The 22,755-nt window shown below is 51.7% G+C and carries 17 protein-coding genes; 8 read left to right on the top strand and 9 right to left on the bottom strand.

Annotated features, from left to right (window positions below; genetic code table 11):
• Positions 1–62: 62 nt before the first annotated feature.
• Positions 63–1,586 (top strand): acyl CoA:acetate/3-ketoacid CoA transferase, encoded by a 1,524-nt coding sequence (locus PsAD5_RS20760; RefSeq protein WP_063293490.1) that lies wholly within the window; start codon positions 63–65, stop codon positions 1,584–1,586.
• Positions 1,587–2,267: 681 nt separating this feature from the next.
• Here PsAD5_RS20760 and PsAD5_RS20755 read toward each other — a convergent pair.
• The 3 genes from PsAD5_RS20755 to gmd all read right to left on the bottom strand — a co-directional run bounded on the left by PsAD5_RS20755 (position 2,268) and on the right by gmd (position 4,781).
• A complete protein-coding gene (locus PsAD5_RS20755; protein WP_063293604.1) occupies positions 2,268–2,612 on the bottom strand; it encodes a RidA family protein in 345 nt (114 codons plus the stop codon).
• Positions 2,613–2,758: 146 nt separating this feature from the next.
• Positions 2,759–3,727, bottom strand: coding sequence for a GDP-L-fucose synthase (fcl, locus tag PsAD5_RS20750; RefSeq protein WP_063293489.1), 969 nt, complete (start codon positions 3,725–3,727; stop codon positions 2,759–2,761).
• Entirely contained in the window at positions 3,720–4,781 is a 1,062-nt protein-coding gene (gene gmd, locus PsAD5_RS20745; RefSeq protein WP_208988739.1) for a GDP-mannose 4,6-dehydratase, read from the bottom strand. The genes fcl and gmd overlap by 8 nt, the downstream gene beginning before the upstream one ends.
• A 322-nt stretch (positions 4,782–5,103) precedes the next feature.
• Here gmd and PsAD5_RS20740 point away from each other — a divergent pair, with 322 nt between their 5' ends.
• The 7 genes from PsAD5_RS20740 to PsAD5_RS20710 all read left to right on the top strand — a co-directional run bounded on the left by PsAD5_RS20740 (position 5,104) and on the right by PsAD5_RS20710 (position 15,763).
• Positions 5,104–6,360 (top strand): Hsp70 family protein, encoded by a 1,257-nt coding sequence (locus PsAD5_RS20740; RefSeq protein ID WP_063293488.1) that lies wholly within the window; start codon positions 5,104–5,106, stop codon positions 6,358–6,360.
• A gap of 367 nt (positions 6,361–6,727) precedes the next feature.
• Positions 6,728–7,612 (top strand): hypothetical protein, encoded by an 885-nt coding sequence (locus PsAD5_RS20735; RefSeq protein WP_063293487.1) that lies wholly within the window; start codon positions 6,728–6,730, stop codon positions 7,610–7,612.
• A complete protein-coding gene (locus PsAD5_RS20730) occupies positions 7,609–12,357 on the top strand; it encodes a DUF5801 repeats-in-toxin domain-containing protein (protein ID WP_063293486.1) in 4,749 nt (1,582 codons plus the stop codon). Before PsAD5_RS20735 ends, PsAD5_RS20730 begins: the two co-directional genes overlap by 4 nt.
• Before the next feature lie 130 nt (positions 12,358–12,487).
• Complete coding sequence (locus tag PsAD5_RS20725) at positions 12,488–13,402, top strand: alpha/beta fold hydrolase (RefSeq protein ID WP_063293485.1); 915 nt, start codon at positions 12,488–12,490, stop codon at positions 13,400–13,402.
• A 61-nt stretch (positions 13,403–13,463) separates the two neighbouring features.
• Positions 13,464–14,477, top strand: coding sequence for a glutathione S-transferase family protein (locus PsAD5_RS20720; RefSeq protein WP_063293484.1), 1,014 nt, complete (start codon positions 13,464–13,466; stop codon positions 14,475–14,477).
• A gap of 308 nt (positions 14,478–14,785) precedes the next feature.
• Entirely contained in the window at positions 14,786–15,124 is a 339-nt protein-coding gene (locus tag PsAD5_RS20715) for a hypothetical protein (protein WP_057462935.1), read from the top strand.
• 258 nt (positions 15,125–15,382) lie between these two features.
• A complete protein-coding gene (locus PsAD5_RS20710) occupies positions 15,383–15,763 on the top strand; it encodes a hypothetical protein (RefSeq protein ID WP_063293483.1) in 381 nt (126 codons plus the stop codon).
• Positions 15,764–15,812: 49 nt separating this feature from the next.
• On the opposite strand, the gene PsAD5_RS20705 is transcribed toward PsAD5_RS20710, so the two are convergent.
• The 6 genes from PsAD5_RS20705 to repA form a co-directional block, all read right to left on the bottom strand.
• On the bottom strand, positions 15,813–16,577 hold the full coding sequence (locus PsAD5_RS20705) for an isocitrate lyase/PEP mutase family protein (RefSeq protein ID WP_063293482.1): 765 nt from the start codon (positions 16,575–16,577) through the stop codon (positions 15,813–15,815).
• Positions 16,564–17,643, bottom strand: coding sequence for a bifunctional transcriptional activator/DNA repair enzyme AdaA (locus tag PsAD5_RS20700; RefSeq protein ID WP_063293481.1), 1,080 nt, complete (start codon positions 17,641–17,643; stop codon positions 16,564–16,566). The genes PsAD5_RS20705 and PsAD5_RS20700 overlap by 14 nt, the downstream gene beginning before the upstream one ends.
• Before the next feature lie 162 nt (positions 17,644–17,805).
• On the bottom strand, positions 17,806–18,333 hold the full coding sequence (locus PsAD5_RS20695; protein ID WP_063293480.1) for a GNAT family N-acetyltransferase: 528 nt from the start codon (positions 18,331–18,333) through the stop codon (positions 17,806–17,808).
• Between the two features lie 50 nt (positions 18,334–18,383).
• The gene (gene repC, locus PsAD5_RS20690; protein ID WP_063293479.1) at positions 18,384–19,751 is read right to left on the bottom strand and encodes a plasmid replication protein RepC; all 1,368 of its coding nucleotides are present in this window, start codon (positions 19,749–19,751) and stop codon (positions 18,384–18,386) included.
• A 282-nt stretch (positions 19,752–20,033) separates the two neighbouring features.
• Positions 20,034–21,083 (bottom strand): plasmid partitioning protein RepB, encoded by a 1,050-nt coding sequence (gene repB / locus PsAD5_RS20685; protein WP_063293478.1) that lies wholly within the window; start codon positions 21,081–21,083, stop codon positions 20,034–20,036.
• Complete coding sequence (gene repA, locus PsAD5_RS20680; protein WP_057462928.1) at positions 21,080–22,288, bottom strand: plasmid partitioning protein RepA; 1,209 nt, start codon at positions 22,286–22,288, stop codon at positions 21,080–21,082. The genes repB and repA overlap by 4 nt, the downstream gene beginning before the upstream one ends.
• Positions 22,289–22,755: the final 467 nt, after the last annotated feature.

The raw sequence follows: 22,755 nt of genomic DNA, 5'->3' as shown, positions 1-22,755 counted from the left end.
TCAGGGTTTGAGGGATAATTGGTTCAAAGACAAAACGGACACGAACTCCGGGAACCAGCAGGATGCAGATCTGCAGTGCGCGTGAAATTGCGGCCTTTGTGGAAGATGGCGACACCATCGTCATTGGCGGCTGTGGGCGGGGCCTTGCAACGCCGGAAGCTTTGCTGGAGGCCATTGAGCAGCGGTTTCTTTCGACAGGGCAACCCAAAAACCTATTCATCATCAACTCGCTCTCCATCGGAGATGGCGACAAGCGGGGGCTGAACCGGTTTGCTCACAAGGGAATGCTGCGCGGCATTATCACCTCTCACTTCGTTCTCACTCCTTCCCTCCAAAAACTGATTTCTCAAGACAAACTGGAGGCCTATTGCCTTCCGGCTGGGGTTATTCAGCAGTTGATCCGCGAAATTGGTGCGGGTCGTCCCGGTCTCTTCACCCGCACCGGACTGGGGACATTTGTTGATCCCAGACATGGTGGCGGTAAATGCAGCAAGTCTTCCAAGCATGAGCTTGTGGAACTGCTTCACCTGCATGGTCAGGAATACCTCCGATACCGCCCGTTCAAGATCGATCTTGCTTTGATTTGCGGGTCTGCGGCGGACATGAAAGGCAATCTCAGCCTTGATGAAGAAGCCGTCACACTTGATTGTCTCAGTTTGGCGACGGCTGCGCATAACAGTGGTGGCCATTGTTTTGCGCAGGTTAGAAACGTGGTGCAGACCGGAAGTCTGCCAGCCCGTTCTGTTACCGTTCCCGGTGTTTTTCTGGATGCAATTGTCGAAGCTCCGGGCCAGACCATTGCCTATGACACGCCGTACAGCCCTGCCCTCAGCGGGGATATCAAACCCTCTCATACCAGAGTTCAAAACGAACCCAGCGAGATTGCCCGCAAGGTGATTGCTCGCCGGGCTGCGGAGGAGTTGATTGAGAACGCAGCCGTGAATATTGGCTTTGGCGTTCCTGCTGGCATTCGCTTTGCTGAGCAGCGCAAGCAGTTGGCGGAAAGGATCTGGCTCTCTTGCGAACACGGGCATCACAACGGCCAGTTCCTGGGAGATTCTCTTTATGGCGCTGCTTTGGGATCCGAAGCACTGCTTTCTTCACTGGATCAGTTTGACTTCTATAGCGGCGGCGGGCTGGATATTGCCTTTCTGGGCATGAGCGAAGTGGACCGGCATGGGAATGTGAACCTGTCCAAAGTGAATGGTAAAATCGTTGGACCGGGCAGCTTCATAGACATCTCACAAAACGCCAGAAAGCTCGTGTTTTGCGGTTTACTGACGGGCGTGGATTCTCAGGTTGAGTACCGCAAAGACAAACTCAAGGTGACGCGCAATGGAACCCACACAAAGTTTGTGGAGCAAACAGACCACATCACCTTCAACGCCTTAAATGCCAAAACCAATGGGCAGGAAGTGCTTTATGTGACCGAGCGCGCCGTCTTCCAGCTGGGGCCTAATGGGCCGGTGCTGACTGAGGTTGCACCCGGCATCAAACCCAAGCGGGATGTGCTGGCGCATATGGGGTTTGCCTGCAAAGTGGATATACAGCGTAAAATGCCAGAGCACATTTTCAACGCATTGTGATTGCCGCAAACACAAAGAGCACCGCACGGTTTTACCGGCAGTGGTGGAGCTTAAATTCCCGAGAAACGGGAGGAGCAAGGCGAGCAGGCAATACCTGCGCTATTTGGTGTAGTTAGTTTCTTCGGCATTGGCTGTCGCCTTGCCCGGGCATTTTGTTATGGACAACATCGCCTCTTATCCTGAAAGACACGATAGCCAGTTTCCTGGAAGGACAATGGCTTATTCAGGCAGGTTTCCCTGTCCAAACAGTTCCTTCATCCCTGACACGCAACCACTCTGACTGGTTCGTGCCACCGCGTGATGCCCTTCAGACTTGGGTCCTTCCTCTCAAACCATGCGGTCACGTTTGAAAATCGGTTCCACCGGACCACTGAAAGATACGTTACTTCTTCCAGAAGCCCCACCCAGCCTACGACAAACTGACGGACGGTCCGCCAGCTGCCCGTTACGTAGGCATAAATTCAGAGTACGGGAGAAATTGGAAAGGAGAATAAGTTTTGGCTATCAGCAGCCCGCTTCAATGCAGGAAAAACAGCAATTCGCTTGCCGATTAAGCAGTCCGGCACGCCTCTTGCTCATTTCCAATAATAGGGGGGGGCACACTTGCGTAGTTGGGTGTTTGGAGCTGCACCGTTTGGTCGAATGTATCCCCCAGTCGTCAGCTCCAAACGCCTGCGCGTTTTAATCGTAAGCCGCTGTTACGATGACTTCCACCAGGAGTTCCTGAGAAGCAAGGCGGGCTTCACCGCACGCGCGTGCAGGCGCATGCCCTTCTGGCACCCATGCATCCCAAACTTCGTTCATTTCAGCAAAATCACGCATGTCAGAAAGCCAGACGATGGCTTGCAGAATCTGCTCGCGGCTGGAGCCCGCTTCAACAAGCAGTTCATCAACACGGCGCAGACATTCTGCTGTCTGTTCTTTGATGCTTTCACCGCGCACGCCAACTTGGCCACACAGATAGACTGTGCCGTTGTGTTTAACGATCTTGCTCATACGCTGCTTGGTGTACATGCGTTCAATCATGGTGCTATCCCTTTGGTTTCGGGGCTGAAGGATGCAGAGATCAACATCCGCTCCAACGCCCAATCTCAGCTGGATAACATGACTGAAACTGCTCTTAATTTCACTGTGACATTTGCGAGTGTCCAAGTATTTTCAAGAGGGCTACGTTAAACCAGCTCTTCCTGCACCCGGTTTTCCAAGAACCACTGATAGGTATGACGAATTCCCTTATCCAGCGAGATGTATGGCACCCACCCCAACTGTTGCAGGCGAGCCGAGCTCATCAGTTTTCTCGCAGTTCCATCTGGTTTGGAGGTGTCCTGCGTAATGGCGCCTTGATAGCCCAATATTTTGGAGATGCGTTGCGCAAGTTCTAGAATTGAAATGTCTGCACCAAAGCCAACATTGATGTGCTCTTCTGCGGAGTAAGTCTTCAGCAGATGCACCAGGGCATCCGCGCAATCATCACAATGCAGAAACTCTCTGCGTGGCGCACCCGTTCCCCAGATCTCAAAGGATTCAGCTCCGCTCACTTTTGCCTCGTGCACCTTGCGCATAAGAGCCGGCAACACGTGGCTGCTTGTCAGATCGAAGTTATCGCCGGGTCCATACAAGTTGGTGGGCATGGCAGAAATGAAATCACAGCCGTACTGCCGCCTGAAGGCCTCACATAGCTTGATGCCTGCAATCTTGGCGATGGCATACCATTCATTGGTCGGTTCCAGAGGACCGGAGAGCAAAGCCCCCTCCTCTATCGGCTGTGGTGCATGTTTGGGATAAATACACGATGACCCCAGAAACAACAGTTTTTGAACGCCAGCAGCGAAGGCTCCGCGAATGAGGTTGGTCTCGATGGCCAAGTTTTCATAAAGAAACTCGGCGGGGTACTCATTGTTTGCCCAAATGCCTCCCACTTTGGCGGCAGCAACAATCACAACCTCTGGCTTCGCCTCCTGCAAAAAGGCAAGGGTTTCGGCCTGCATAGTAAGGTCTACTTGCCCCCGGTCCGCAGTCAGAAGAGTACAGTTTTCCCACGCCAGCCGCTTCATGAGAGCACGGCCAACCATGCCCTTATGCCCAGCTACGAAAACCGTTTTTCCAGTCAGATCAAAGTCAGTGGCTTGCGGCTCAGGCATCTTCAAGCACCTTGCTGTCTCTCACTTCTAGCAAGTCTGCCTGCACCATCTCCTCAATCAGTGTTTCGAGGGAGGTTTTTGCCTGCCAACCGAGTTTATCCCGTGCCTTGCTAGCATCCCCCAGCAGCTCATTCACTTCTGAGGGGCGGAAATAGCGTGGATCGATCGCAACAAGAGTGCGACCACTTGAAGAACAAATCCCTTTCTCATCAACGCCGCGGTCTTGCCATTCCAGTGTGATGCCGCATTTTGAAAACGCCAGTTCTGCAAACTTGCGCACGGAAGTCGTGATGCCTGTTGCCAGCACATAATCATCCGGCTCATCCTGCTGCAGCATGGCCCACATGCCTTCAACAAAGTCGCGCGCATGCCCCCAATCCCGGGTAGCCTCAATATTGCCCAGATACAGCTTGTCCTGCTGCCCCAGACTGATCGCGGCTGCGGCGCGAGTGATCTTGCGCGTTACAAAGGTTTCACCGCGCAGAGGGCTCTCATGATTAAACAAAATGCCATTGCTGGCGTGGATTCCGTAGGCTTCCCGGTAGTTGACCGCAATCCAGTAGGCATAAAGCTTGGCCGCCGCATAAGGGGAGCGCGGATAAAACGGTGTCGTCTCTTTTTGGGGCACTTCCTGCACTAAACCGTAAAGTTCTGAGGTCGAGGCCTGATAAAACCGCGTTTTCTGCTCAAATCCGAGGATACGGATCGCCTCCAGCAACCGCAAAACACCCAGCGCATCACTGTTTGCAGTGTACTCCGGCGTTTCAAAACTCACCTTCACATGAGATTGCGCGCCGAGGTTATAAACCTCATCGGGCTGCACCTCCTGCATGATACGGATGAGGTTGGTGGCATCCGTCAGGTCGCCATAATGCAGGATGAAACTGGCATCATCCTCATGGGGCCCCTGATAGATCCCCTCAATCCTACCCGTGTTAAAGCTAGAGGAGCGGCGTTTGACGCCATGCACCACATATCCCTTATCCAACAGAAAGCGGCTGAGATACGCTCCGTCCTGTCCGGTAACACCTGTTATCAAAGCGGTTTTCTGCAAGGCCATGGCACGCTCAAAAATTTGAGGGAAACAGAGCATGAACCTAGAAGCAGATTGGTTGTTGTCGCAATTCTGAAAACACGCCCCTGTATTCTTTGGGTGTTTCTACAATCTGATGTTTTTAAACGGGTTTTGATTTTCACCCACAAAGATATCCAAGTCCCGTCAAAATTCACTGGCAATCCCGTAAAGCAGCGTGTATCAAGCTCGCCCTCCCAAATGCCTAGGGAGGTATCCCGAACCTGAAAACCCATTGGTGCCGCCAATTGCCTGGCAGCCGTCCACCTTTGCCTGACTTGAGGCATGATGAGAGGTCTAAAAAATGAACAGCGCATTCGCAGGCATTGATTTTGGAACCTCCAACTCAACCGTGGGCATCTTTTCCGGCGCAAGCCCTGAGCTTGTGATGCTTGAAGATGGCCACAGCGAAATGCCGTCCGCCATCTTCTTCAATTTTGAAGACGAGCAGATCGTTTATGGACGCAAGGCCAAGGAAGAGTACATCAGGGGCGATGAGGGCCGCCTTATGCAGGCGCTTAAAAGCGTTTTGGGCACATCCCTCATTCAGGAAAAAACGGCTGTCATGGGTGGCCGTATGGCATTCAGAGATATTATTGCGCTCTACCTGCGCCAGCTGAAACGCAAGCTGGATACACACATGCAGGAGAACGTTTCCAGCGTGGTTCTGGGGCGTCCGGTGCATTTCATCGATGGCAATGAAACCGCTGACCGTGCAGCAGAAAAAACGCTGGAAGGGATCGCCCGTCAGGAAGGGTTTGAGCACATTGCCTTTCAGTATGAGCCGATTGCAGCGGCGCTGGCCTATGAGCAAACAGTAACGCGCGAAGAGCTTATTCTGGTACTGGATATTGGCGGCGGTACCGCCGACTTTTCTGTCATTCGCGTTTCACCAGAGCGCAAAAACGCAGCAGATCGCACCAGTGATATCCTCGCCAATACGGGTATTCATATCGGCGGAACCGACTTTGACCGGTTGCTCTCACTTGCGCAGGTTATGCCGCATCTGGGCTATAAAACGCTGACCAAAGATGGCAAACGCGCCCTGCCCTCAAAATACTATTTTGATCTGGCAACCTGGCAGTTCATCAACCAGCTTTACTCGCCTAATATCCTGCGGGAATTGGGGGAAGTGCGCCGCGAAGCAGCGCAGCCTGATCTGGTGGAACGTCTGCGCGAAGTGATCCGCGCAAAAGACGGCCACATGCTGGCCACCCGCGTGGAGCAGACCAAGATCGACCTTTCCTCTGCAGAGATCGCAAGTCTCAAAATTGAGTTGGAAGAAGAAGACGTTCTGGTTGATGCAACCAACGCTGATTTCCATGCCGCTATCGGCCCATCCGTTGGCAAAATCGAAGCCACCATTCAGGAAGCGTTGAACAAGGCTGGCGTAACCGCAAATCAGATCAACAGCATGTTCCTCACTGGCGGTACAACCCGCATCCCGATGCTGCGCGAACACTTCAAGTCCTTGATGCCAAACGCGTCTGTGGTTGAAGGCAACGTCTTCGGCGCTGTTGGCCTTGGCCTTGCAGCAGATGCCCGCCGCAAGTTTGCCTAGGGTTATCGAGCCAGAACCATGCTGAGTGGAGCCTGCGCCTTGCTCAGCATGTTTTAGTTGATGACGAACGTGCGTACACCTTCCCAAAAAACATCAAGAGGCCACCGGGCCTCTTTTTTCTTGCCTCGTCTCAGCATGAACGAATAGCCCCTCCCCCGCTGCGGCGTAAGAACAAGATCCTTTGCCTTGTAAAAGGCGTTCCCCCCCTCAAAAACAACACCCCCATATTTAAATCTACGTTATCTCTCTACCCTGATTTTGGAATTGTCACTTTCAACCAATTCAGGTTCCCTAGATGCAAATGTTAATGAATTCTTAAGAGGAGAGGTGCTGCCGGAGGGTGGATTGGGCGCCTTGAGGGGGCGTCATGAAACAGTGGCAAAATTTGTGTTTCAAACAAGGTTGGTTTTACCAATTTGCCAGCATGATGGTTGCGTCCTTCATGGTCACATCCAGCGGCGCAACCACGTTTCGCGACGCAGTAGAAGATAGCTTCCTCTTCACCTCAGCTGAAACTGGTGGGAGTTGGATCAAGGCATCAGAGCAAGAGAAGAATGACCTTTGCCTGAGCGTTCTTGAGGCCTATCTGACACTTCACCTGAACACCCGAACTCTTGAGATTTACAGCAAATCTGAGAGTGAGTTGAAGGCATTTGTCGCAACGCTAACAGATACTGAAGGCGTCCATGTTCCTGAGGCTATCGAGCTTGTTGGGAAAGTATCCGAGAGCTCCCTTAACACACTGAATAAATTGAATATTTCAGCGAAAAGATATCTTACTTCTGCGCATACAAAATACGTTGAGCTGACTGGAGAGAGAGCATCAAATCTGCAATCTTCCCTCGGTCCCTCTCTCTTCAGCGGGTCCACGCTCACCAGAGATAATCGCAGAACTGAGAAGCGTTTTCAGCGCGCCGTTGACCAGCACAAACAGCTGCAATTTCACGCGGCTCGGAGAGCACGTGCTTATCATCAGGCCCGCGCGGCCAATCTGGTTGATCCGGCATTGTTTGCGGAGTTTCTGAGTGCCCTCAATGATCTGCAAAAAGCAGACCTGAAACTGGCAGTGTCTGAAGCTGACCTCGTACGCCTGCATTTTCAGGCGAGAACCAAACAATCAGACATACTGTTGCATCTGGGGCTTTCCCCCGGCTGCTTGAAAAGAAGAAGCTCGCCCGCAGGAAGTATCTGGCACGCCAGCACGTCAAATAAGCACAGAGTAAACCGGAAGAAAGAGGAGACGCAGCCATGACGAACCTGACCGCAACGCCCGCGACTGCGCCTTCTCAGTCCGCACCACCACCAATTCTGCTTGCCGAGCCGCTGGCGCCCTCCCGTACACCAATCTTGATGGTGCGGGAGCAAGGCCAGCTTGTTGACCTCTCCAAAACCATCGGCACAGCAAAACTTATCCGTGATGGAGACGAGCTTCATATTTTGGATGGGAATGGGCAGATTGTTGTCATCGAACAGTTCTTTGGTGGACCTGCCAATGAATTCTTCATTTTGATGCCATCTGGTCCGCTCACAACACAGAGCCAGTTTCTGAAGGCCGTTGAAGTCGAGACGGCACCAAGACTTGGCAGCTTTCAAGTTGACCTCCCCTCCCCTGCCCAGAAAGAAACGGAGGATGCTGACAAGTCCTCAGAAGAAACCAATTGGCAGCCCATATCCAAAACAAGTTTGCAGAGTGTTCACCACGAACCAGCGCTTGAAAAGCTGAACAGTCTTACGCAGTCTGATCAGCTTTCTGAAAACACGCAGGATAACTATCAGGCTGCTCCACTTGTAAGCGCTCTTAATACACAATCAGAGAACATTATCGTTCCGCGGTTATCTGTCTCTGATCTATACGTTCAACCAAACAGCACAGTTACCCGGGCAAGTGATCTTCCTGTCCATTCAGTTCAGGAAGCATCCTTTCGCACATCCAACAGTATTTCTGTCAGCGATAGTCTCGCTCTTGATTTCGGCGTGGATGGAACCAACTCCCGCGCACTGCTCTTTACACTTGATGCAGCCGGACGCCCACTCGGCCGCTCAGGTGATCCGCTCGATATTACCTGTGGCGGTGCGCGGGTTCTTTTTCAATCTGAGTTTGGCCCGCAAGGCCAACACATATTGAAAGGTTTGAAAGGCGACGGAACGCTTGTTTTCAAGGTTACGCTGGATCCGAGTACACCAAACGGCACATACAGCTATGAGCAATTTGCGTCCTTGGACCATCCGGGTAGTTCAGCAGAACTCTTAGTGAGCTTTAGGTTCATTGCAAAGGATGCGGATCGCGACACACTTGTTTCTTATTTAGACATACGTGTTGAAGATGATCCGATGCCAACAGAGTGGAACCTGTCAGCAACGGTTTCAGAGGCAGGGCTCGCGGGTGGTTCAGATGGCAATCCGGGGCAAGCTTCAGCCTCTGGGGACTTACCGATCACTGCTGAACAAGGTCCTGTCGCTCTGTCTTGGAACGCAGCATCTCCGGTTGAAGGCTTTAGTTTTCATCAGGAAGGACAAACGCTCCTGATCATGCAGGGAAACAAAGTCGTTTTGTCAGTCACACTCAATTCAACAACAGGCTCTTACAACGTCACCCAGCACAGCGCGATCAATCATGGATCTGCTGCGGAGGCCGTCTTTAACCTCAGTTTCAGCGCGACAAATACGCAAGGTCAGACGACAGAAGGCAAGCTTCTGGTTCCGTCACTGGATGATGCGCCAAAAGCATTTCCGCTCAACCAGATCAATTTTGATGAAAGCCAGCTGAGCACTGAACCTGAGCTGAGCTATTCGTCACAGTCCTTGCCTCATTCAGCAGGGGCAGATGCGGCCACGATACGCTGGCAATTACCTGATGATCCCGATGGTCTGATCTACATTATCGAGGGGAAACAGCTCAGTGTCTTGCAGGGCGATACGGTCATTCTCACTGCTCAGTTTACCGGCAGCAATGGCGCTTACTCGGTTCAACAACACAATCCATTGCAACACCAGCACGGCGTAGACCAACAGACCATCAACCTTCCCTTTGTAATTACGGATGGAGACGGCGACACAGCTTCAGGCAACTTCATGGTGTCAATTAAAGATGACACTCCAGAAGTAGGAGCAACGGTCAACCTCAGTTTAAGCGACGACGCATTTGCCCTATCAGCGCCTGGAAATGCTCAAGCTGAGGATACTCATACGTTAACCGGTGTACTCCCGATCTCAGCTGGTGTAGATGGAGGGCAGGTTTCATGGACTCAGTCCGCGCTTCCTCCCAGCTTCAGCTGGGACTTGACTGGCGAGAAACTGACGCTTTTCCAAAACACGACGGCAATTTTCACCGCGACGCTGAATTCCAGCAGTGGCGCGTATTCTGTCAATCAGCATGCGCCGTTGAACCATGCTCAAGGCATTGAGCAGTTTCAACTGCATTATGTTGCAAGTGATACAGATGGCGACAGCGTTAATGGTCAGCTGCAAATCACGATTGCAGATAGCACGCCCGTCCTCAGTTCCGCGCCTGAAGCACTTAGCCTTTCAGAAAATGCTCTCTTCGAAGCGCGTATGAACGATGAAGCCTTGATCGTACAAAGCGGTGATCTGAACGTTCACTGGGGTGCCGACACACAGTCAGCAACAACGCTCACCTTCTCTTCCAGCATGAGCGGCAGTCTTGCTCCCTTCACTGTCAATGGCGCTCAGGTCTATTACTCCATTGAAGGTACGGGCAATCAACTCAGCGCAAAGACGCAGGATGGCACGCTTGTTTTCACGATCAAACTGGATCCAACCGGATCAGGGAACTACGAGGTCGAGTTCTTCACACCGATTGACCACACATCTGAAAGCGAGGTTTCACTGTCGTTTTCAGCAGTGGCTTCTGACGGTGACGGAGACACGATCCCTCTGGACTTCACCTTCAGCATCTCGGATGGAAAGTCATCCGCGTCCCCTGATCAGTTTTCTGGTACGGAAGATACACCGCTTGTGTTGGACCTGTTAGGCAATGATACTCTTAGCAGTGAAGGCTTCACTGTTCACATCGTCTTGGCACCTGCCAAGGGCCACCTCGCTCAGAACCCGGACAACACGTTTAATTACACGGGTCACCCCAACGCCAATGGCTCGGACAGCTTCAGTTACTACATTGAGGATGCGGATGGAGAGCGCAGTGATACCGTCACCGTCTCTATAGAGCTATCACCGGAAAACGACGCACCCATCTTTTCCGGTGTTGGCCACGATACGCCGCTTCACATGAGTGTCGAGGATGATGGTCCCGATACTGTGTTCACGGCAAATGCTTCAGATGCTGATGGAGACCCTCTCCATTTTTTTCTCGAAGGGTCTGACAAGGCCCGTTTCAACATCGACGAGGAAACCGGCCAGGTAAGCTGGAAAGAAGATGTATCCTTCGAAGCCCCCATGGATCTGGACGGTGACAACATCTATGAGATCACTGTAGTCGCGAAAGATAGTTCTGGCGCGGAGGCTGCGCAACAGTTCCGCATTGAAGTCACTGAAGGCACGAGTCCGCCCGCTGCACCGCCCACCATTTTCCTTCACACCCGAGAACCTGGCAGTTACCAAGTCAGCTGGACTTTCGACGAACCCTCGTATTCTTCTGAGCTAATGGGGCAAATTCAATCCACGCCTTGGGCAGAAAGTGGAGATGATGGTGAAGCCAAAGCCGCCAGTGATGGTTCCTCAGATATCTACATAGACGCCAATACTGGCGAACTTGTTCTCTCAGATCGCTCCGGTTCATCTTCAGAGGGAGACGACAATCTTGCCTGCATCAACAAAACGTTTGACCTGACAGGCGCGCAAAGTGCCGCGATCCAACTCACATACACAGTAGAGTTCGCAACGAACGGTCCGGCGAAGTCATTCTACATTGAAGCCCTGTTGGCTGATGGGTCCGTCCACCAGATTGGCGAGATTTCCAGTCTGATCAGTCACACTCAGTCTCAGACGATCAACCTTGATCTAAGCGATTACATCTCATCTGCGACAACGATCCGTTTGGTTGCACCAGCGGATCTCACTGCCGCAGACACATTGAGAATTGAGGAGCTGACGGTTTCAATAGTCCAGCCAGAGCCACTGGAACAGCAACACTTTGAGGCATCCTTTCAGCTTGGAGATGACGACTTGGCAATTGCCAAGTCTGCCAAGATCGATGGAGTTCAGGATGAAATTTCGGGTCTGACTCTCAAACTCTTCAATGCGCAGGATGGTGATCATCTCAACTTCTTGGATGTCAATGGCGTCTCCAGCCAGCTGGAAGACAACGGCAGCGGAGTTATGACACTCACGTTCTCTGGAGTAGCTGATGCTTCGACCTATCAGAATTTGTTGAACTCAATCACCTTCACAACCACATCTGAAAGCTTGCAGGCGCGTAGCCTCTCAGTCGTTGTTCACTCCGAGGATGGGAACTCCAACCCGTCCATTACCAGTATTCGAGTTCACCCCGATCCAGATGATGGGTCCACTGATGCGAGGAACCAGATTGACGGGACAGCCGGCGACGACACTCTGAAAAGCACCGATGAAGATGATGTGATCAATGGTTTTGAAGGCAACGACCACCTGACTGCCGGAGCCGGATCAGACGAACTAACAGGTGGTGAAGGCTCTGACATCTTCTTCTTTGAGCAACTCGATGGAGCAGCAGATCACATCACAGACTTCCAACTGAACAGCTCTTCAGGCGGAGACCGAGACGTTATAGATCTATCCAAATTGCTCGAAGATTATAGTGATAAATCATGGGATCAACATTATCACTTTCCCGACCAGTTCATTCGCATAATAGAAAATCAAGCAGGACAATACGCAGTGCAAGTCGACTTGGACGCACGCGATGATGACCAGACATGGGAAACCGTCACCACATTAGACTTCCAAAACGCGGACGCAGTTGGTGCCACCTTAAGTGTTGACGTAAAAGGCTATATGCCGGAGGTCGAGCTACCAATTGAAAATGCATTCCCGATGTCCTAGGCAATCTAACCAAATTTGGCAGCTGCCAAGTCGAGAATTTTGAAATAAAATCACTATTCTGCTTTGGTAGAGCTTGTTCTCCCATACGGTATGACTACACTTCTTCTGACATTGCTGCAGAGGAAATTCCATGCGTTCAGATACCCCCATTCAGAAGTTCGTCCATGCAGGAGATCATAAGATCTGTCTTCACGAATGGGCGGGCGAAGGCCCTACATTCTTGCTTCTCCATGCCACAGGATTTCATGGTCGCGTCTGGGATTACATCATCAAGCATTTTCCCGGTCGCCATGTCATAGCATGGGATATGCGCAGTCATGGCCAAAGCGACAACGCCGCCTTACCGAAACTCTGGACTGATCTGGGAGAAGATCTATTCGCAGTGGTCGAGCAACTCGGGCTCAATCAAGTATTCGGTGTCGGCCATTCTTGTGGAGGTCATTTGTCTATCTTGGCAGCTGCCAAGTTTCCTGAACTCTACAAAAACATTCTTCTGTTGGATCCGGTCGTGTTTCCTAAACCGCTGCTTCCGTTCTTCAAGCAAATCGCAGATCAGGACCATCCCGTTGCCCGACGCCGAAACCAGTGGGCGGATGTGAGCGAAATGTACGAGCGGTTCAAAACCCGCAAACCATACAACAGCTGGCTGCCTGAAGTTTTGCAGGATTACTGCGATCACGGATTAGTCGCTTCAGAGCAGGGCGAAGGATACCAACTCGCTTGTCCACCAGATGTTGAAGCCGAGGTTTATCGCACTTGTTACGGAGACCACATTTATCCACTTCTGGATGCTGTGACTGTACCAACGACAATTGTACGCGCACGTCGTCGGCAACCAGATGAGCCCTTGCATGATTTCTCACCATCGCCCACCTGGGAGCTGTTGGCAGAGAACATGCCCAATGCAAAAGACATTTACGTTCCCGATCACACTCACTTCCTGCCAATGGAAAACCCAGCCGCCATTTTGAACATGATGGTTCAAATGGAGAGGGGAGAGCAAATTCAGTGGCAGGGTGATGGAGCGATCTTGAACGACATGTAAACACCAAGTTTGGCAGCGGACCTGAGGAAAATCGGAACCTGCCAAGTCAGGGGAGGGGAATATGGGGAATTTTGAAATACATGGCGCGTTGGGCTCACCATACTCAATGAAGGTGCGTGCAGCGTTCCGAGCGAAACGCATTCCACACGCATGGAAGCTCTGCGCACCTATGGGGCCAAACAGCCCAACCAAACATGTGAAGATTCCAGTCATCCCTGTCGTCAAGTATCCCGATGAGACGTGGGTGAACGATTCCACTCCGCTGCTTCTGGACTTGGAGGCAAAAGGGGAGGGGAGGTCGCTTGTTCCCGACGATCCACTGATACGGTTCGCGTGTTACCTGATTGAGGACATGGCAGACGAGTGGCTTGTGAAAGCCATGTTCCATTATCGGTGGTTTTATGAGGAAGACCGAAAGATCGTGCCGAACTGGTTGCTTTACGACGCTTGTCTTGGTCTGGATGAAAAAACCATCAAGGCAATGGGCCAGCAGTTTGGCGCACGTCAGATCAGCCGCATGCCAAAGGTTGGATGCACACCGGAAACAGCGCCGATCATTGAAGCGTCAACCAAGCGTATGCTCTCTATTTTAGAACAAGCGGTTTTGTCCAAGCAGCATTTCCTGTTTGGCGATATGGCCTCATTGGCAGATGTGGCTCTCTTCGGGCAGCTCTACCAACTTAAAGACGACCCAACCCCGTCTGCCATGTTGCAAAAGGAGTTCCCTTTCGTCTTCCGCTGGCTCGACCACATAGATGACGCCTCCGGCTTTGAAGGTGATTGGATCACCGAACTTACTCCTGCAGTCAAAGAGCTTCTTAAGATGGCAGGCGATACTTATCTACCATTCCTGTTAGCGAACTCCAAAGCCATCGACAAAGGGGAGGCGTCCTTCACTGCAGATCTGCCAGAAGGTTTCTTTACGCAGGACATCTTCAAATACCAGAAGAAATGCCTCGACCGCCTGCGGGATGAGTGGGCAAAGCTGACGCCTGAGCATCGTGAAACACTGAGCGAGTTCCTCATTGGAGGGACAGAGATCCTCGACGTCTCACTGGTGCAGCCCGCCTCTTAAAAATCCGACTTGGCAGCAATTGTTGGCAGCTGCCAAGTCATCCACGCCCTGCCAAACTCACCTGCTTGTGCGTTACTTTTCCCCAAAATCGGCAGAAAACTGCGATGGTGTGCATCAAAATGTATCCATCAACGGCGCTTATCTGTCCAAATTGTAACCGAGTTTGTCAGAGTTCAAGATGAGCGACAGCCGATTACAAAACTCAAATTGCTCTCTTTCAATTGATCCCCGATAGTCCCTTCAACGCAATCAAACAGTGTCTTTACCCCAAACAGACATGTTGGACGACCGAACCACCGGAGATCAGAATGAAAAGAATTGCTATCGCAAGCGCCGCTCTCGTTACTCTTTCTGGCGCAGCTTTCGCCGATGCTTTGACTTTTTACGACAGCAACGGCACCAAGACTATTATTCAGACAAACTCATTAACCGGATGCGTTGCCATTTATGACTCCGGACGCAATCCACTCCAGATCTGCCGAATGAATGCGGCGCCTGCTGCAGTTGTTGTACCAGCCCCAACCACAACAGTTGTCACTCCCGCCCCGGTCGCTGTCGCCCCCAAAGCATGGGACCGCCGTCAGGACAGAGCAACCGCGCGCCGTGTCATTCGCAGAACCGAAGCTCGTCAGGATCTTTTTGACTAAGCTTCACCTTTAAAGTTGCCTTAAATCCCAATGCTGGCAACGGTGCCCGCCTCCTAACCGAGGCGGGCATATCTTTATGAAAATGCGAGATAATCTGAATAGAATATTTCCCAATAATTTTAATGGGTTAGTGAAAGTGTAACGACCTGTCACAAGGATCGGAACGAAGACGTTCTCTTACACTATTTGGTTTGCACTTAACGCTGCGTCCACGCACTGTTTTCATGAGCCATCGACTTACAAAAAAAAGGAGCCCCCATGTTCAAGGCAATCGCTCTCTCCCTGTCTCTCCTCTTTGCAACAGCTCTCATCGCCCAGGCGGATCCTGGCAAGGGTCAACGTTTGGAAATGATGGCTGAAAAGCTGCAGCTGACGGATGAGCAGAAAGAAAAAGTCCGCCAAATCATGAACCAATCCATGGAAGAGCGCCGTGCGATCCTGAAAGATGCTGGCATTGAGCGTGGCAAGAAGCCAACCCTTTCACAACTGCGCGAAGTTCGTGGTCCAATGCAAGCGTCCAGAGAAAAGATGAATGAGCAGATGGCTCAGGTTCTCAGCGCAGAGCAGATGGAAAAGTTCAGCGCGATGCAGCAGGAAATGCGCGATAAAATGAGAAAGAAATTCAAAGAAGGCAAATAAGACAGCGCGCCTACAAAAAGGGAAGGGGAGCATATGCTCCCCTCTCATATCAACCAAGTATGGTTTCAACTTTCCGCTTCAGATCAACCATTGCTTCCCGATAAGGTCCCGGCCCAAAGCTCACCCGCGAGACGCCAAGCGTTCCAAGCTTAGCGATTTCAGGCATGCCCTTCATCATGTAAGCATTCACAGGCAGTGGCACCGCCTCACAAATCTGAGCGATCAGATCAGGATCCGTTAAGGCCGGAATGAAGAACCCGCTGGCGCCAGCTTCGGCATAGCGCTGTCCACGCAGCACAACTTCTTCAACCAAGGCAGCATGTTTGCTTGCATCTGGTTCCTGCAAAAACAGATCAGTTCTCGCATTGATGAAAAACGGAATGCCTGCTTCATCTGCGGCATCCCGAAAGGCTGCAATCCGCGCACATTGCTCATCGACCGAGTAAAGGCCGGAGCCGTGGACCTTCTGATCCTCAAAATTGACGCCAACAGCACCCGTTTTGATGATCCGAGCTGCATTTTCCTTCACATCCGCAGGGCTATCTGCATAGGCGCCTTCAAAATCGAGAGAGAAGGGGACATCCACGCTTTCCGCAATGCGGCTTGCTATAATTTCGACCAGGGAAAGCGGAATTTCTTCGCCATCAACATATCCATGCGCCGCAGCAACTGATGCGCTTCCCGTTGCAACGGCCTTGGCACCTGCCTTTGTGGCGGCCTGAGCAGTGCCCGCATCCCATATGTTGTAGAGGACGATAGGCTCACCTTTTTTATGCAGAGCGGCGAACTGTTTTGCTTTATCAGCCTGAGACATCAATAAGGCCTTTCGATCTTGCTATTTTCAATTCAACATCAATCAATTTCTGCTTGCGCCAAAGCCCGCCACCATATCCGGTAAGGCCACCATCCATCCCAACAACACGATGGCATGGAATGACAATGGCAATCTGGTTTGCTCCATTTGCACGGGCAACAGCGCGGGTAGAACTGGGTTTCCCAATCTGTTTGGCCAGCTGGCTATAGCTTTTGGTTGCGCCGATCGGAATACGGCGCAGTTCGCGCCAGACATCCTTTGTAAACTCGGTTCCGTGCATAACCAGCGGCACGTCAAAATCCAGTCGTTTGCCCTCAAAGAACTCTCGCAGTTCTGAGGCGATCTGGTCGGTTGGTGCAGTCCGGCCAAGACCCAGATCACCCTTAACTTGCTTACGCAAACGGGCAAGTTCTGCAGGCAGTGCTTTGCGGTCCGCAAACTCCAGCAGATGTAGTGCGCGATCATCACTCACGCCAATCATTGTACCAAGCGGTGTATCGAACCAATCAGCCTTAAGGAGACCATCGCCTTTCAGTTCCGCCGGTTTACATCCCAGCAAACGGGCAAATGCCTGCCGGAAAGCATCCGGAGACGAAAACCCTGAGGCCAACTGCGCCTCAACCACCTTGCCGCCATCGGAAAGCGTCTCAAATCCATCACGCAAACGAGAAAGACGGGCCATTTCCAGAAACGTAATCCCGAACTGGCGTTTGAAGGCGCGGCGAACGGTGGAAGGATCTAACCCAAGTTTCGCAATATCGGACTCGGACCATTTATGATGCGGTTTAGCTTCAAACTCACACAGCAACCGGGTCACGACTTCATCGTTCTCGGCAGACGTGCCCACCGGATGGCAGCGTTTGCAAGGGCGGAACCCAGCTTCAAAGCATTCGGAAATGGTCTCGAAGAAACAACAATTCTCAAACTTTGGCTTGCGGGCGGGGCAGGTGAGGCGACAAAACACTCCGGTTGAGCGCACACCAACATAAGCCCGACCATCAAAGTCCGGATTTCGGTCAATCAGCGCCTGATAAAGCACTTTGTTATCTGGAAGTTCAAAAAGCATAGTTTCTTATAGATCCAGTTGCCCCCAAATGCGCACGGTTTTCGGGCGTCTATTAAGGACATCTGCTTTCATGTTACCTCAGCACCTGACCAAAGCTAATCAATAGCAGCATAGAGCAAAGCGCCGAATGCAGAAATTATGCAGTACCAGTCGGGCTCTAGATCAACCTAAGTTCAGGTTTGCGATGCGAACTTGCATAACGCGGGCAGGGGTGTAGATGTCCGCGATGACCTCAAACTCGGCCTCGCCGCAATCAATGAAGCCGAGCTTTTGGTAAAACTGCTTGGCTTCCTCATTCCCTTCAAGCACATAGATTCCGGCGACTTTATCCTCGGGGAATTCGGAGACAGCTTGTTTCATCAGTGCCCGGCCCAACCCTTTGCGCTGAAAGTCGCTGGCCAGATAACACGCCCAGATAAAGACCACTTCGCCGCGAAGGGCACAGGCCAAAGACCCGACGATCTTCTGCTCGCTCTTGGCAAGGTATAGATACCCATATTCTCCAGGAACAACGCCGCCCAGATCTTCGCTTTCCAGCCTTGCAACCAATTGTTTGGTCAGCTCAGTGCCCAACTCATCCTCATGGGCCTGTGTCCAGGCCGACGCTAGAAAATCACGCAGCTCCTGTTTGTCGTCCTCCTGAAACAACGTGATCAGAGGCATTTGCGTTGTAGCTGATCCATGAGCCATGAGTTTTACATCCAATTCTAATTGCTAAGGGCAAACCACCTAACTCAGCGCTAGTTATCTGCAGCAGAGGACCCGGAGGCGGCCAGACCAAACAACGTGCGGTGCAAGGCCAGCTTTCCATCAATTGCCCGGTCAACACAAGCGCGGAAATATCCAGCCGGTCGTGCAATGCTTTCCGGATCGCGCAGGGCTTTCTCAACCGTGGTGATCAAAACCGCAGAAGCCGTATAATCGCCAACCCGTTTTCTCGCATCAAACCAGCCTTTTTGAGAGAGGCCAATCAGCAAACGCATGTCATCGGACGCGTCAATCAAACTGCTCCAGCTGGAAAGATCGAGCCCAATTGCAGCTTGAGTTTCTGCAGTTGCTGAACTGATCAACCCAAGGGAAACCTCAGACAGGAGAGGGGAGAACTGTTCGCTTTGATGAGGATCAACATGTTCTGACCAGTTCAGACTTTCAGCCTTGCTCAGCTTTTGGCTTGTGGCACGAATTTCGCTTTCTGGTTCCTTTTCAGGAGCCATTTCAAATCGGGTGTAACCTGATTTGCTTGTATTTATGGATGCGTCGTTAGACGCATTCCGTTGTTGCTTACTTTTTTTCCAAGAGTCTTGAGAGGTTGTATTATTATATGGGGTGACATCGTTGTCTTCTGCGCATGACATTTCTGAGTTTCTATCAAAAAAAACATCATGTTCAGCAACATCAGCATCACCCTTTTCTGTTGGTGTTTCGCTCATATCAAAGCGAGCTACTAAAAGCTCATGAAGCATGGTCAATGCCTCAGAGCGGTCAACAACACCCATTGGCTGGTCCATCAGCTCATTGAATGCGGATGCGATCTCTGAGACTTCCAGTTCCTCAAGGCTGGCAAGACGGAACAGGTCTGCCATAGCTCTTGAAAGCCGGCTTATTGTACGCTTGGCTTCCTTTTCCTGGGCAAGACGGGCTGCAAACTCAGTACCAATCTGCTTTAGTTCAGTCAGACGTTGACGTGCCGGAGAGAAATCCAACCCATAGCCACGCTCAATCTGACGATCTTCACCCGCGCGGTAGATATAACGACGTCCCGTTGGGCTATCTTTGTAAGCAAGAACACCAGCTTCCACTAGCCTGCGTAACGAGCGCACGACAGTACGAGAGGAGCGGCTGACATACTCAGCGAGTTTTTCATTGGAAATTGCGACAAGCGGACGGCGGTCCTGCGACCAGTCCTCTGCAGCCGTCAGGCCAATCAGAATATCGAGAATATGATAGGTGGTCCCATCAATTCCCAAAGCAGGCGCGGCCTTCTTCAAAGCCATTGCGACCTCTGATTTTGTCGTCTTCACAATGTCATTGGCCATCGCCAGTTTTTGACTGGCAACCATTGCCGGCGTCAGTTTTCTGAACGACGCCACTGAACCAACAGATTGCATAGCTACACCGTTCACCTACTAAGTCTAGTAGGTGTTCTTATGGGTCAGGACACAAAACATCCTCCCCAAACTGAGGATAAACGGGACAAACTGGCGATTAGCATGCAGAAAGACGCTTCAACACCTTGGTGAAGGGTTGATTCGTACCGCGTCTCGAAGTAATTTGAAGATGCAAAAAAGGGTTACATCGAGCGCTATCGTTTGTTTGTACCCAAGGAATTTCGGTCTTGTTGATTGCCGTCAGCAGGACCGTTTTTCTTTGGAAGAGACGTAACTAGACCGTCATGCATCCTCCTTCAGAATTTCTTCTTCAAACTCATCCATCAGATCCGGCAGGCGGCGCTTCAAAAACGCGGCAAGTTCAGGCTGCTTTTTCGCATCCACCTGAAAGCTCAGCGCATTCGGACCATCCTTCATCAGGATCTGCTTGTCGCCAATCCAGCTTTTAGCGGCTGTGGCGATAGAACCAGTTGTGATTGCTGCCGTTGTCTCGGCAGACTTGCAGGCAGACAGGATCGCGCTGAAGCGCTCGTCACTTGCAGAAAGCTCAAAATCGGCGCTGATCATCACGGCATCAACGCGGGCCTTGAACGGATCAGGCAACTGGCCGTGATTGAAATGACCAGCAAGCTCTTCCCATCTTGGACGCCCGATCTTTGGCGCAGGGCCAATCTCGCGGACAAATTCTTCTGGCAGCGCATTCATCAGCTTGAGCAGCTTGGATACGGTGGTCGCGTCCTTACCAATCGCCTTGGAAATGACCGTCTGCGGGAATGTCTTTGCCAGACGAGAGGCAAACAACGCTGTCTCGATGAAAGACAGGTTCTTCCGCTCATGGTTTTCCTGACCCTGAGCAATCAGAAGGGCTTCATCGGAAAGCTCTTTGATGATCCCGCGAACCGAGATGCCAAGGTCTTTACAGGCGCGCCAACGACGGTGACCAAATGCGATCTGATAACGATCCGGCAGGTCCGGATGCGGGCGCACCAGAATAGGCACCTGCTGGCCGCTGGCAGAGATGGAGGCCTTGAGCTTCTCAAAATCCTCATCATTGGCCACGACCATACGGTCAGACACAAAGGATGGGTCAAGGTCTTCCGTGTTCAGCTCATGCGCGACACTGCCGTCCTCGATCATCTGGCGCAGCTTTTCGTTTTCCTTCTCCACGTTGGAGAAGGTGTTGCGCATAGACTTGATCGCCCCCGGAGAAACGCGTTGTTTCGTTGTCGCCGTCATGGACGGGGCAGGGCCGGGCGATTTCGCCAGCTCAGCCGGATCAACACCGCCAAACATGGCACGCATCTTCTTGGAACGATCAGTTGCCTTGTTCATGGACGACCCCATACCTGTTTGATCAGTTGGAACACTTCCGTATTGGCTGCATCGACCGATTCAAGAGCACGATTGAGGGTATCGCGGGTCATGTTTCCGCGCTCAACCTCGTAAAGGCTCTTTTTTTCCAGTCCCGCATTGGCAATCGCTGTGGTCTCCACAATGGACGCCGCCAGCACATCCTCACCAAAAAGACCTCGCAGAAGCGCTGCAACGTTCACCTGCGGCACATCATGAGGTGTATGGCGTGTTAGCAGGTAACGCACGAAATCGTGGCTCAGGGTGCCGCCAGCCTCTTCAATCACCGCCAGCAGTTCTGAGGTCATGGAGAGGAACTGGTTCATGGATGACACGTCCAGCATGGCCGGATGCACGGTGATGACAATTCCGGTTGCTGCATAGAGCGCGCCAAGGGTGAGATACCCCAGCTGTGGCGGCGCATCGATAAGCACAACATCATAATCATCTTCCACCTCCTTCAGGACGGTCGCCATGCGGCGGAAGAACATGCCATCGCCGCGCGAAAGCCCCTGAGCAATTGCCTGCGGGGTTTCGTGCTCATATTCCATCAGTTCCAGGTTACCGGGGACAAGATCGAGCCCATCAAAGTAAGTTTTGCGGATAACATGGCTGAGTGGAACGCGCTCCTCGTCGTCATAACGAATCGCAGCATAAAGCGTCTGGTTCTCGTCAACATCGAACTCTGGCTGATACCCGAACATGGCAGACAAGGAGGCCTGCGGATCAAGGTCGATGGCGAGCACACGCAGGCCCTGAAGCGCAAGATAGTGCGCTAAATGGACGGTTGTGGTGGTCTTTGCAGAGCCGCCTTTGAAGTTGGCGACGGCCAGAACCTGCATCTTCTCGCCATGACGGCGGCGCGGGTCCAGACGCAGGGCATCTGCAGGGCGTTTTTCAGCCAGATAACGACGTAATTCGTTGATCTGAGGAAGGGTATAAATGCGTCTGCCGTTATCCAGCCTTTCGGGGATAACTGCTTCGCCGTTGAGTGAAAGCTGGCGCAAACTGGATTCGGCAACGCCGAGCAGGCCTGCAACCTCGCGCGAAGAAAACGTCTTCAGCTTCTTCATAGCTTCAGGCGGATACATCTTCTCCCTTAAGGATTGCAGTTGCCGTGACAACAAGTCAGAATGGCGTGCAATCTTCTCAGCAGAAGTTTCATCATGTTCAGCAGCGAGCAGCATATTGCCTCTTAACCTCTATGACGGTTTTGAAGTTCAGAGCGAAAATAATCCGTCACAGCGCATCCTTCTCCGTTTCAAAACGCGCGTCAATATCTTTATAGTTAACGAGTATTAACCAATATTAAGAGATCGTTAAGGTTCTTTCCGCTGTCCTTGTACTGCGGAACTGGAGAATTACCAGATATTGCGTAAACCACCGATTTTACAGCAACATTTCCATAATAAGACAGAACAATCTTATTAAGAAACGTCACTTTCGCCAAGCCAACAAAAAAACCAGGACATGACGGTTTATGTGCAAAAATCGATGAAATACCGATTTGACAGTTCGAACCTTCCTCTCAACCGGCAGTGTACACGTGAATCAGTCATAGATTCGCACTGAGTCGTAAAGCCCCCAAGTACACGCAAAAACCTAAACCATTAGAGCTTTCCCAAGTTCCGCAAGGCTTTGGCGAGAATCTGTC

It is taken from the genome of Pseudovibrio sp. Ad5, from assembly GCF_001623095.1.
GTDB lineage: Bacteria > Pseudomonadota > Alphaproteobacteria > Rhizobiales > Stappiaceae > Pseudovibrio.
Note: the sequence above shows the minus strand (reverse complement) of the source record. Positions and strands in the feature narration are given on the sequence as shown.

Coding starts and splice junctions, on each gene's coding strand:
- PsAD5_RS20760 (WP_063293490.1), top strand. CDS start 63: ATGCAGATCTGCAGTGCGCGTGAAATTGCGGCCTTTGTGGAAGATGGC.
- PsAD5_RS20755 (WP_063293604.1), bottom strand. CDS start 2,612: ATGATTGAACGCATGTACACCAAGCAGCGTATGAGCAAGATCGTTAAA.
- fcl (WP_063293489.1), bottom strand. CDS start 3,727: ATGCCTGAGCCGCAAGCCACTGACTTTGATCTGACTGGAAAAACGGTT.
- PsAD5_RS20740 (WP_063293488.1), top strand. CDS start 5,104: ATGAACAGCGCATTCGCAGGCATTGATTTTGGAACCTCCAACTCAACC.
- PsAD5_RS20735 (WP_063293487.1), top strand. CDS start 6,728: ATGAAACAGTGGCAAAATTTGTGTTTCAAACAAGGTTGGTTTTACCAA.
- PsAD5_RS20730 (WP_063293486.1), top strand. CDS start 7,609: ATGACGAACCTGACCGCAACGCCCGCGACTGCGCCTTCTCAGTCCGCA.
- PsAD5_RS20725 (WP_063293485.1), top strand. CDS start 12,488: ATGCGTTCAGATACCCCCATTCAGAAGTTCGTCCATGCAGGAGATCAT.
- PsAD5_RS20720 (WP_063293484.1), top strand. CDS start 13,464: ATGGGGAATTTTGAAATACATGGCGCGTTGGGCTCACCATACTCAATG.
- PsAD5_RS20715 (WP_057462935.1), top strand. CDS start 14,786: ATGAAAAGAATTGCTATCGCAAGCGCCGCTCTCGTTACTCTTTCTGGC.
- PsAD5_RS20710 (WP_063293483.1), top strand. CDS start 15,383: ATGTTCAAGGCAATCGCTCTCTCCCTGTCTCTCCTCTTTGCAACAGCT.
- PsAD5_RS20705 (WP_063293482.1), bottom strand. CDS start 16,577: ATGTCTCAGGCTGATAAAGCAAAACAGTTCGCCGCTCTGCATAAAAAA.
- PsAD5_RS20700 (WP_063293481.1), bottom strand. CDS start 17,643: ATGCTTTTTGAACTTCCAGATAACAAAGTGCTTTATCAGGCGCTGATT.
- PsAD5_RS20695 (WP_063293480.1), bottom strand. CDS start 18,333: ATGGCTCATGGATCAGCTACAACGCAAATGCCTCTGATCACGTTGTTT.
- repC (WP_063293479.1), bottom strand. CDS start 19,751: ATGCAATCTGTTGGTTCAGTGGCGTCGTTCAGAAAACTGACGCCGGCA.
- repB (WP_063293478.1), bottom strand. CDS start 21,083: ATGAACAAGGCAACTGATCGTTCCAAGAAGATGCGTGCCATGTTTGGC.
- repA (WP_057462928.1), bottom strand. CDS start 22,288: ATGCTGCTCGCTGCTGAACATGATGAAACTTCTGCTGAGAAGATTGCA.